The organism is Microbacterium sp. (genome assembly GCF_036277215.1).
Taxonomy (GTDB): Bacteria; Actinomycetota; Actinomycetes; order Actinomycetales; family Microbacteriaceae; genus Microbacterium.
This window is the reverse complement of record NZ_DASUNI010000220.1, coordinates 1-9,275: the sequence shown is the minus strand read 5'-3', so window position 1 is coordinate 9,275 and position 9,275 is coordinate 1. Positions and strand designations below refer to the sequence as shown.

The 9,275-nt window shown below is 69.8% G+C and carries 9 protein-coding genes; 8 read left to right on the top strand and 1 reads right to left on the bottom strand.

The features are described 5' to 3' along the window. Nucleotides 1-1,742: acetate--CoA ligase (gene acs, locus VFX99_RS11130; RefSeq protein ID WP_329666358.1), on the bottom strand; the 1,742-nt coding region annotated here is incomplete at its 3' end. A gap of 411 nt (nucleotides 1,743-2,153) precedes the next feature. Here acs and VFX99_RS11125 point away from each other — a divergent pair. The 8 genes from VFX99_RS11125 to VFX99_RS11090 form a co-directional block, all read left to right on the top strand. After that, on the top strand, nucleotides 2,154-3,251 hold the full coding sequence (locus VFX99_RS11125; protein ID WP_329666357.1) for a TadA family conjugal transfer-associated ATPase: 1,098 nt from the start codon (nucleotides 2,154-2,156) through the stop codon (nucleotides 3,249-3,251). Further along, on the top strand, nucleotides 3,236-4,174 hold the full coding sequence (locus VFX99_RS11120) for a type II secretion system F family protein (RefSeq protein WP_329666356.1): 939 nt from the start codon (nucleotides 3,236-3,238) through the stop codon (nucleotides 4,172-4,174). The genes VFX99_RS11125 and VFX99_RS11120 overlap by 16 nt, the downstream gene beginning before the upstream one ends. A gap of 93 nt (nucleotides 4,175-4,267) precedes the next feature. Beyond that, nucleotides 4,268-4,462, top strand: a complete 195-nt coding sequence (locus VFX99_RS11115) for a DUF4244 domain-containing protein (RefSeq protein WP_329666355.1) — start codon at nucleotides 4,268-4,270, stop codon at nucleotides 4,460-4,462. After that, on the top strand, nucleotides 4,459-4,800 hold the full coding sequence (locus tag VFX99_RS11110) for a TadE family type IV pilus minor pilin (protein WP_329666354.1): 342 nt from the start codon (nucleotides 4,459-4,461) through the stop codon (nucleotides 4,798-4,800). Before VFX99_RS11115 ends, VFX99_RS11110 begins: the two co-directional genes overlap by 4 nt. Next, on the top strand, nucleotides 4,800-5,144 hold the full coding sequence (locus VFX99_RS11105; RefSeq protein WP_329666353.1) for an Rv3654c family TadE-like protein: 345 nt from the start codon (nucleotides 4,800-4,802) through the stop codon (nucleotides 5,142-5,144). Before VFX99_RS11110 ends, VFX99_RS11105 begins: the two co-directional genes overlap by 1 nt. 40 nt (nucleotides 5,145-5,184) lie before the next feature. Further along, entirely contained in the window at nucleotides 5,185-7,932 is a 2,748-nt protein-coding gene (gene topA / locus VFX99_RS11100) for a type I DNA topoisomerase (RefSeq protein WP_329666352.1), read from the top strand. 71 nt (nucleotides 7,933-8,003) lie between these two features. Next, the gene (tmk, locus tag VFX99_RS11095) at nucleotides 8,004-8,651 is read left to right on the top strand and encodes a dTMP kinase (protein WP_329666359.1); all 648 of its coding nucleotides are present in this window, start codon (nucleotides 8,004-8,006) and stop codon (nucleotides 8,649-8,651) included. Between the two features lie 9 nt (nucleotides 8,652-8,660). After that, nucleotides 8,661-9,275 (top strand): AAA family ATPase (locus VFX99_RS11090; RefSeq protein ID WP_329666351.1); only part of this gene is annotated, 615 nt, incomplete at its 3' end.

Genomic DNA, 9,275 nt, shown 5'->3' with positions numbered 1-9,275 from the left:
AGGGAGTGTTCGGCCCGGTAGCTCTGCTTGATGATCACGAAGGCCGCGACGGCCTGACCTGTCGTCTCGTCCGATGCTCCCACCACGGCCGCTTCCGCGACGGCCTCATTGCCCACCAGCGCGGACTCGATCTCGGTGGTCGAGAGCCGGTGGCCCGAGATGTTCATGACGTCGTCGACGCGACCGAGGAGCCAGATGTTGCCCTCCTCGTCCTTCTTCGCGCCGTCTCCGGCGAAGTACAGCCCGTCGAACCGCGACCAGTACGTCTCCTTGTACCGCTCCGGGTCGCCCCAGATGCCGCGGAGCATGCTCGGCCAGGGTTCGGTGACGACGAGGAGACCGCCGTTCCCGCTTCCGACATGGGCCCCGGACTCGTCGACGACGTCCACGGAGATCCCCGGCAGGGGAACCTGCGCGCTTCCCGGCTTGGTCTCGGTCACGCCGGGCAGCGCGGAGATCATGATGGCGCCCGTCTCGGTCTGCCACCAGGTGTCGACGATGGGGGCGGTCTTGCCGCCGATGATCTTGCGGTACCACATCCATGCTTCGGGGTTGATCGGCTCACCGACCGTGCCCAGCAATCGCAGTGACGACAGATCGAACTTCTTCGGGATCGCCCGACCGAGCTTCATGAACGAGCGGATGGCTGTGGGCGCGGTGTACAGGATCGTCACGCCGTACTTCTCGATGACCTCCCACCAGCGGCCGGGGTGCGGGGTGTCGGGAGTTCCTTCGTAGATCACCTGCGTCGCACCGTTCGCGAGCGGCCCGTAGGTCACGTAGGTGTGGCCGGTGATCCAGCCGATGTCGGCCGTGCACCAGTACACGTCCGTCTCGGCGTGGAGGTCGTGCACGACCCGGTTCGTGAAGGCGGCCTGGGTGAGGTAGCCACCCGACGTGTGCATGATGCCCTTCGGCTTCCCCGTCGTCCCGGACGTGTACAGGATGAACAGGGGCGTTTCGGCGGGGAACCCTCGAGCCTCATGCTCGGCGGCGGCCTGCGGTACGACGTCGTGCCACCAGATGTCGCGGCCCTCGGTCCACTCGATCGCGTTGCCGCCGCGGCGGACGACGAGCACGTGCTCGACGGTCTCCTGGATGCCCGAGTCGTTGCGGTCGGACAGCGCCATGTCCACCGCGGGCTTGAGCGGCGAGACCTTGCCCTTGCGCCAGCCGCCGTCGGCGGTGATGACCAGCCTTGCCCCGGCGTCGTCGATGCGCGCGCGGAGACTGTCGGCGGAGAACCCGCCGAACACGACCGAGTGGATCGCGCCGACCCGGACGACCGCGAGCATCGCCGCGATCGCCTCCGGGATCATCGGCATATAGATGGCGACGCGGTCGCCCGCGCCGATGCCGAGGTCGGTAAGGACATTGGCGAGGCGCTTGACCTCGTCGGTCAGGTCGGCGTACGTCACGCGGCGCTCATCGCCCTGCTCGCCCTCCCAGAGGAGGGCCACGCGCTCGCCGTTGCCGGCCTCCACATGACGGTCCAGGCAGTTGTACGCGACGTTGAGCTCGCCGTCCGCGAACCAGCTGGCGAAGGGAGGGTTCGACCAGTCCAGTACCTCGGTGAACGGGGTGTGCCAATGCAGCTCCCGAGCCCGGTCAGCCCAGAATCGTTCCCGGTCGGCCGCGGCCTGCTCGTAGAGGTCCGCGGTCGCGACCGCGTGTGCGGCGAAGTCCGCGGGCGGTGCGAACCGCCGGTCCTCATTGAGAAGGTGGTCGATCTGGCTGCTCATGCGCTCGCTCCTTCGCGGCCGTTCCGGGGGATCGTCGTCAGACGGCATTGCGGGACGACAGGGTAAATCTACTCAGTGACCGTGGTGGTCACTACGTCGGGTGGGACGGGGCGGCCGCTCCGGACGTCGTTATCCGGTGTCGAACGATATATCGGTAACGGCTGGATGAGAGTGTTTGGAACGGCAGGTGAACTTGCGTATGCTCTTCACCGGCCGAACATTCGATTCTGGCATTGCGGCACCCGACCCACCCCCGAAATGGGTGTCGCCCGGCGGCATCCCATCCCCCCATGGGATGCCGCCTTCTCTTGTCGTCCGTCCGTTCCTCCCCAGGCGGCCTTCCCGCCGGCGGCGTCCACGGAGAGCGGTCGGCACCCGGCCGTGCGGACCTCATCGACCTACGGTCGACGCATGCCCGAACGCTTCGTCGTCCAGCCGCGCGTCGCCTCCGGCCCGCCGCCTGCGGCGTCGCGTGCCGCGGCGAGGGCGCGACAGTCCGTGGTCTCCACCGCCAATGCGCGATCGTCGTCGGCCGATCCTCGGGTCGCTGCAGACCGAACGCAGACCGCCCGGCACCCGGTTCTCGAACCGCTGGCGCGGTATCTCGACGATCCGGACGTGACCGATGTCTTCGTCAACGGGGCGACCGGGCTGTTCGTCGATCGCGGCAACGGGGCGGCGCCGGCGCCGGAGTGGCGGGCGCGCGAGGAGGACGTCCGCGATCTGGCGGTGGCGCTGATCGGGCTCGGCGGACGACATATCGACGATGCAACCCCGTGCGTCGATGTCCGGCTGGAGGGCGGGATCCGCGTCCACGCCGTGCTCCCGCCGGTCTCGGCGGAGGGGACGGCGATCTCGATCCGCGTGCCCCGGCTCGACACACCCGACCTCGCCGAACTGCAGTCCCGGGGCATGTTCGACGAGAACTCCCGAGCCGAGCTCGAGGACGCCGTCGCCCGACGCGAGAACCTGCTCATCACGGGTGCCGCCGGCGCGGGCAAGACGACGCTGCTGGCCGCGCTGCTGGGGTGCGCCCCGATCTCCGATCGGATCGTCACGATCGAGGACGTCGCGGAGCTCCGCCTGCTGCATCCGCACCACGTCCGACTCGAGGCGCGACAGGCCAATCTCGAGGGTGCAGGCGCGATCGGCCTCGCCCGGCTCGTCCGCGAAGCGCTGCGGATGCGTCCCGACCGACTGGTGGTCGGTGAGTGCCGGGGTGAAGAGGTGCGCGAACTGCTCTCGGCGCTCAACACCGGGCACGACGGGGGCGCCGGAACGCTGCATGCGAACGGTCTGCACGATGTCCCGTCGCGGCTCGAGGCGCTCGGCGCGCTCGCGAGGCTCGATGACAGGGCGCTGGCGCGTCAGGTGGCGAGCGCGATCGGCTGCGTGCTGCACGTCGCTCGCGGCGACGACGGGATCCGGAAGCTGGCTGCGGCGGGTCGCCCGGTCATCGGCGCGGGCGGACGCCTCCAGATCGAGGAGCTCGCATGGCCCGCGCAGTGAAGCCTTCGATGATCGCCGAGACCGTGCTGCGGCTGGCCGTGCTCCTTCAGGCCGGGATCGGTCCTGCCCGCGCGTGGGCCTACCTCGCCGACGCGGGCGATGCCGAGGCGTTTCGGGTGCACTCCGCCGTCGTCCGGGGGGTGCCGCTGCCGACCGCGATCTCAGCCGCCGCCGCACCCCCGGCCGCGGCACGCAGGTCGCGCCTGCTCGCGAGGAGCACAACCGCCAGCACAGAGCAGGAGTCGTGGCGAGACGTGTCGGCGGCCTGGCGCGTGGCCAGCGCGGTGGGGGCGCCGCTCGCGGAGAGTCTGCGCGCCCTTGCCACGGCGCTGCGCGACGCCCAGGAGGCCTCCGATGAGGTCCGGATCGCACTCGCCGAGCCGGCCGCGACCGCCAAGCTGATGTGCTGGCTGCCGCTGGTCGCGGTCGTGCTGGGCGTCGCGCTCGGCTTCGACACTCTCGGGACACTCGTCGGCAGCCCCATCGGGCTCGCGTGCCTTGCCGTCGGAATCGCTTTGATCTTCGGCGCACAGCGCTGGAACGCGTCCCTCGTCCGCCGGGCGCGCGACGACAGCGGCATCCCCGGTCTCGACGCCGAGCTTCTGGCGATCGCCCTCAGCGGCGGCGTCTCGATCGAGCGTGCGCGGCGGCTCGTGCACGACGCGACAGGGCGAGCGGCGGATCCCGCCACCGACGCCGTCCTGGACCTCTCGCGGAGCGCGGGCGTGCCCGCCGTCGAACTCTTGAGGGCCTCCTCCGCCCTCGCCCGACACCGCGCTCGGGTCGAGGGGAGGGTTCGGGCGGCGCGGCTCTCCTCCCGCCTCCTGCTTCCGCTCGGTGTGTGCACCCTCCCTGCGTTCCTCCTCTTGGGCGTCGCACCGATGCTTCTCAGTGTCATGACGTCCGTCCCGCTCCCGCTGTGACCCTGCTCACCGAATCCTGCCCGCCAGAGCCGTGCCCACCGAGACCGTGCCCAAACCAGAACCGTGCCCACCGACCCAGTGGAAGGAAATGCCATGCCCCTGCCCCGACTCACCCGTCGTCGTGCCGCCCGGCTCTTCGGAGACGAGACCGGCGCCGCCACCGCGGAGTACGCGATCGCCACCATGGCCGCGGTCGCATTCGCCGGCCTGCTGGTGGTCATCATGCGAAGCGACGAAGTGCGCGGCATCCTCACCGACCTCGTCCGCCGCGCGCTGACGGTCGCATGATCCGGCGCGGACTCGGCGACGACCGCGGATCGGTGGTCGCCGAGTTCGCCGTCGCGCTGCCGGCGGTGGCGGTCGTCGTCCTCCTCGGTGCCGGCGCGCTCGGCGCGTGCGCCACACAGGTGAGACTCCAGGATGCCGCGGCCGACGCCGCGCGACTGGCTGCCCGCGGCGAGGCCGACGGTCGCGCCCAGAGCGTGGTCGCGAGTGCCGTGTCCGGGGCCAGCCTGGTGCTCACCCGTCGGGGCGATCTCGTCTGCGTCACCGCCTCCGCCTCGGCGGCGGTGTCCCTGCCCCTCACACTCAGTGCGACCAGCTGCGCGCTGGACGGCGGGCTGTGATGGCCGGCACGATCCTGTCCGTCGGTGTCGTCGTGTGGGCGGCGACCCTGTCAGTGAGCTTCGTGACCGCCGGATCCGCCGCCGTCTTCTCGCAGCGGGTCGCGGGGGTCGCCGACGCCGCTGCCCTCGCTGCAGCGGACGCCGCATCCGGGGCGATCGGAGGGGAGCCGTGTGCGCGGGCGGTCGAAGTCGCATCCGCATCAGGCGCTGAAGTGACCTCGTGCGACGTCGCCGACCTGATCGCGGCCGTCACCGTCTCAGCGCCGTTCGGCCGACTCTCCACCGCCGCTTCGGCCCGTGCGGGCCCGCCCGGCTGGCCCGGCGCTCACAGCGCTCCTTGGTGAACTCATGTGTATGGTGTGCTTCGAAGGAAGGACGCCCCCCTTGGCAACAGGCAAGAAGCTCGTCATCGTCGAGTCACCGACGAAGATGAAGTCGATCCAGGGATACCTCGGCGACGACTACGAGGTACTCAGCTCCGTCGGCCACATCCGCGATCTCGCGAGTAAGAAGGACATCCCGGCCGACAAGAAGACGGCCTACGGCAAGTACTCGATCGACATCGACAACGACTTCGACCCCTACTACGTCGTCAACGACCGCAAGACGAAGACGGTCGCCGAACTCAAGCGCGCGCTCAAGGGTGCCGACGAAGTCCTCCTCGCAACAGATGAGGACCGCGAGGGCGAAGCCATCGCGTGGCACCTGCTCGAGGTGCTCAAGCCGAAGGTGCCGGTGCGTCGCATGGTGTTCCACGAGATCACCAAGGATGCGATCCGCGCCGCCGTGGACGACACCCGCGAGCTCGATCTCGCGCTCGTCGACGCTCAGGAGACCCGACGCGTCCTCGACCGGCTCTATGGCTGGGACGTCTCGCCGGTTCTGTGGCGCAAGGTCGGCAGCGGCCGCGAGGGTGCGGCGCTGAGCGCCGGTCGCGTCCAGTCGGCGGCCCCGCGAATGGTCGTCGACCGCGAACGTGAACGGATGGCTTTCGTCTCGGCGGGCTACTGGGACGTCGAGGCGCTCGCGATCAAGCGCGCCCCCGCCGACGCAGCCGCCGACGACGAGTCGTTCACGACCCGGCTCGCCCGTGTCGACGGAGCCGCGCTCGCGCGCGGAACCGACTTCGACGACCGTGGCCAGCTCAAGAAGGTCGTCGTCGTCCTGGACGAGGCGAAGGCTCGCGCACTCGCTGCAGCGATCCAGGGCGTGGGCGAAGCATCCGTCACCGCACTCGACTCCAAGCCCGGCACACGCAGCCCGAAACCCCCGTTCACCACCTCGACCCTTCAGCAGGAGGCCGGCCGCAAGCTCTCGATGAGCGCCAAGCACGCGATGAGCGTCGCGCAGCGCCTCTACGAGAAGGGCTTCATCACCTACATGCGAACCGACTCGACCGCATTGAGCACGCAGGCGATCACGGCGGCGCGCGAGCAGGCGGTCTCGCTGTACGGCGCGAAGGCGGTTCCTCTCAACCCGCGCGTCTACCGCAGCAACAGCAAGAACGCCCAGGAGGCGCACGAGGCGATCCGCCCGTCCGGCGAGCAGTTCCGCACCCCCGCGTCGGTCTCGGGCGAGCTGGACCGCGACGAGCAGCGCATGTACGACCTGATCTGGAAGCGCACCGTCGCCAGCCAGATGTCCGACGCCAAGTACGAGACGACCACCGTGACCCTCGCGGTCGACGCCCCGGTCGACGGCGTCGTCCAGCACGCTGAGTTCACGGCATCCGGGACCGTCTACACGTTCAAAGGGTTCCTCGAGGCGTATGAAGAGGGCCGCGACGAGAAGCGCGGCGATGCCGACAAGGCCGACGACCAGTCCCTGCCGGTGCTCGCCGTCGGCGACACGCTGCGCATGAAGGAAGTCGAGCCGAAGGGCCACGCGACCACCCCGAAGCCGCGCTACACCGAGGCCAGCCTCGTCAAAGCGCTGGAGGAGAAGGGCATCGGCCGCCCGTCGACGTTCGCGAGCATCATCGACGTGATCCTCGATCGCGGCTACGTCACCAAGCGCGGTCAGGCACTCGTGCCCAGTTGGCTGGCGTTCAGCGTCATCCGCCTTCTCGAAGAGCACTTCGCCGATCTCGTCGACTACGACTTCACGGCCGCGCTTGAGGACGATCTCGATGCGATCGCCCGCGGCGAGCAGCAGCGCACCGCGTGGCTGCGCGACTTCTACTTCGGCTCCGACGCTCAGCCGGGCCTGCGCAACATCGTCGAGAACCTCGGCGAGATCGACGCGCGCGAACTGAACGCGACGCCGATCAGCGACACCACCACCCTGCGATTCGGGAAGTACGGACCGTACCTCGACGTCGTCGACCCGGCCGACCGTGATGCGCCGCCCCGGCGGGTGAACATCCCCGAGGACCTCGCCCCCGACGAGCTCACCGCCGAGAAGGCGCAGGAGCTCATCGACGCCCCGGTCGCGGGCAATCGCGTGCTCGGCGAGAATCCGGACAACGGCAAGCTCGTCGTCGTCAAGGACGGCCGCTTCGGGCCGTACATCGAAGAGACCGACCCGGAAGACCCCACCGCGGTCGACGAGTCGACCGGCGAGATCGTCGACGAGGCTCCGAAGAAGAAGACGGCGAAGAAGGATGCCGCGCCCAAGCCGCGTACGGCGTCGCTGTTCAAGTCGATGTCCGTCGACTCGATCGACCTCGACACCGCGCTGCGCCTGCTCGATCTGCCGAGGACCGTCGGCGTGGACCCGGAGTCAGGTGAGCCGATCACCGCGCAGAACGGGCGATACGGGCCGTACCTCAAGAAGGGTACCGACTCGCGGACGCTCGATTCCGAGCAGCTGATCTTCGATGTCACACTCGAGCAAGCGCTGGCGATCTACGCCCTTCCGAAGTACGGTGCGCGGCGGGCGTCCACCGCCCTCGCCGAGTTCGACAACGACCCGGTGAGCGGCAAGCCCATCCGTGTTCGCGACGGCCGATTCGGCGCATATGTCACCGACGGCGAGACGAACGTGACGATCCCGCGCGGTCAGACCGTGGCCGACATCACGTACGAGATCGCCGTTCAGATGATCGCCGACAAGCGTGCCAAGGGGCCCGCGCCCAAGCGCGCGCCGGCGCGCAAGGCGGCGACCACGCGCAAGGCGCCGGCGAAGAAGTGACCCTCGAGGTTCCCGAGCCTGCCCCGGACGATTCCCGTCGCCCCGGGCATCGACAGGGACCTGCGAGGGGTCTGTTCCTCACGTTCGAGGGCGGCGACGGCGTCGGCAAGTCGACCCAGGCAGCGCTGCTGGAGGAGTGGCTGACGGCGCGCGGACACACGGTCGTGCGCACGCGCGAGCCGGGAGGCAGCGAGGTCGGCGTGCTGATCCGCGACATCGTGCTGCACCACCGCGGCGAGATCGCTCCGCGCGCCGAGGCACTGCTCTACGCAGCCGATCGGGCGCATCACATCGAGACGGTCGTCCGCCCGGCGCTCGACCGCGGGGTCGACGTGATCCAAGACCGCTACCTGGACTCCTCGGTCGCGTATCAGGGTGCCGGTCGCGTTCTGGGACGTGACGAGGTGCGCAACCTGTCCGTGTGGGCTACCGGCGGGCTGCTGCCCGACCTCACCGTGCTGCTCGACCTCGATCCCGCAGTGGCTCGCGAACGGCTCGACGCCGATGACAAGCCGTTCGACCGGCTCGAGTCCGAGCAGTCCGCGTTCCACGACAGCGTCCGCGAGGAGTTCCTCGCCCTGGCCGCGGCGGAGCCCGGCCGGTTCCTGGTGCTCGACGCGTCGCGGATTCCGGCCGATCTCGCGACCGACATCCAGGGGCGTGTTCAGTCACTCCTGGCCGATCCCGCGCCGACGGGCTCCGTCGGTGACGCGGATTAGGCTGGTCGAATGGAGAGCGCAGCGGTCGTGGCTGCTCCCGCCGCGACTGCGGGCGAAATCCCGTGGGGAGCGGTCTGGGGGCAGGATGACGCCGTCGCCACGCTTCGGGGCGCGGCATCCGACCCCGATGCGATGACGCACGCGTGGCTGATCACCGGCCCGCCAGGATCCGGACGGTCCACACTCGCGTACGCCTTCGCCGCGGCGCTCATCGCCGAAGAAGGCGACGAGCAGGCCATGCGGCAGGTCCTCGCCGGCACCCACCCCGACATGACGGCGCTGCGCACCGAGGGCGTCATCATCTCGATCAAGGATGCGCGGGCGCTGGTCGAGCGGTCGTACTTCAGCCCGTCGCTCGGTCGCCACCGCGTGATCGTGATGGAAGACGCCGATCGCATGGTCGAGCGCACCTCCAATGTCCTGCTGAAGGCGCTCGAAGAGCCGCCCGAGCGAACCGTCTGGGTGCTGTGTGCGCCGAGCGAGGCCGACCTGCTGCCGACGATCCGCTCGCGCGTCCGCACGCTCACGCTGCAGGTGCCGGATCCGGCAGAGGTCGCGCGGCTGCTCGTGGATCGCGACGGCGTGGCCCCGGACGTCGCCGAGCGAGCGGCTCGCGAGGCGCAG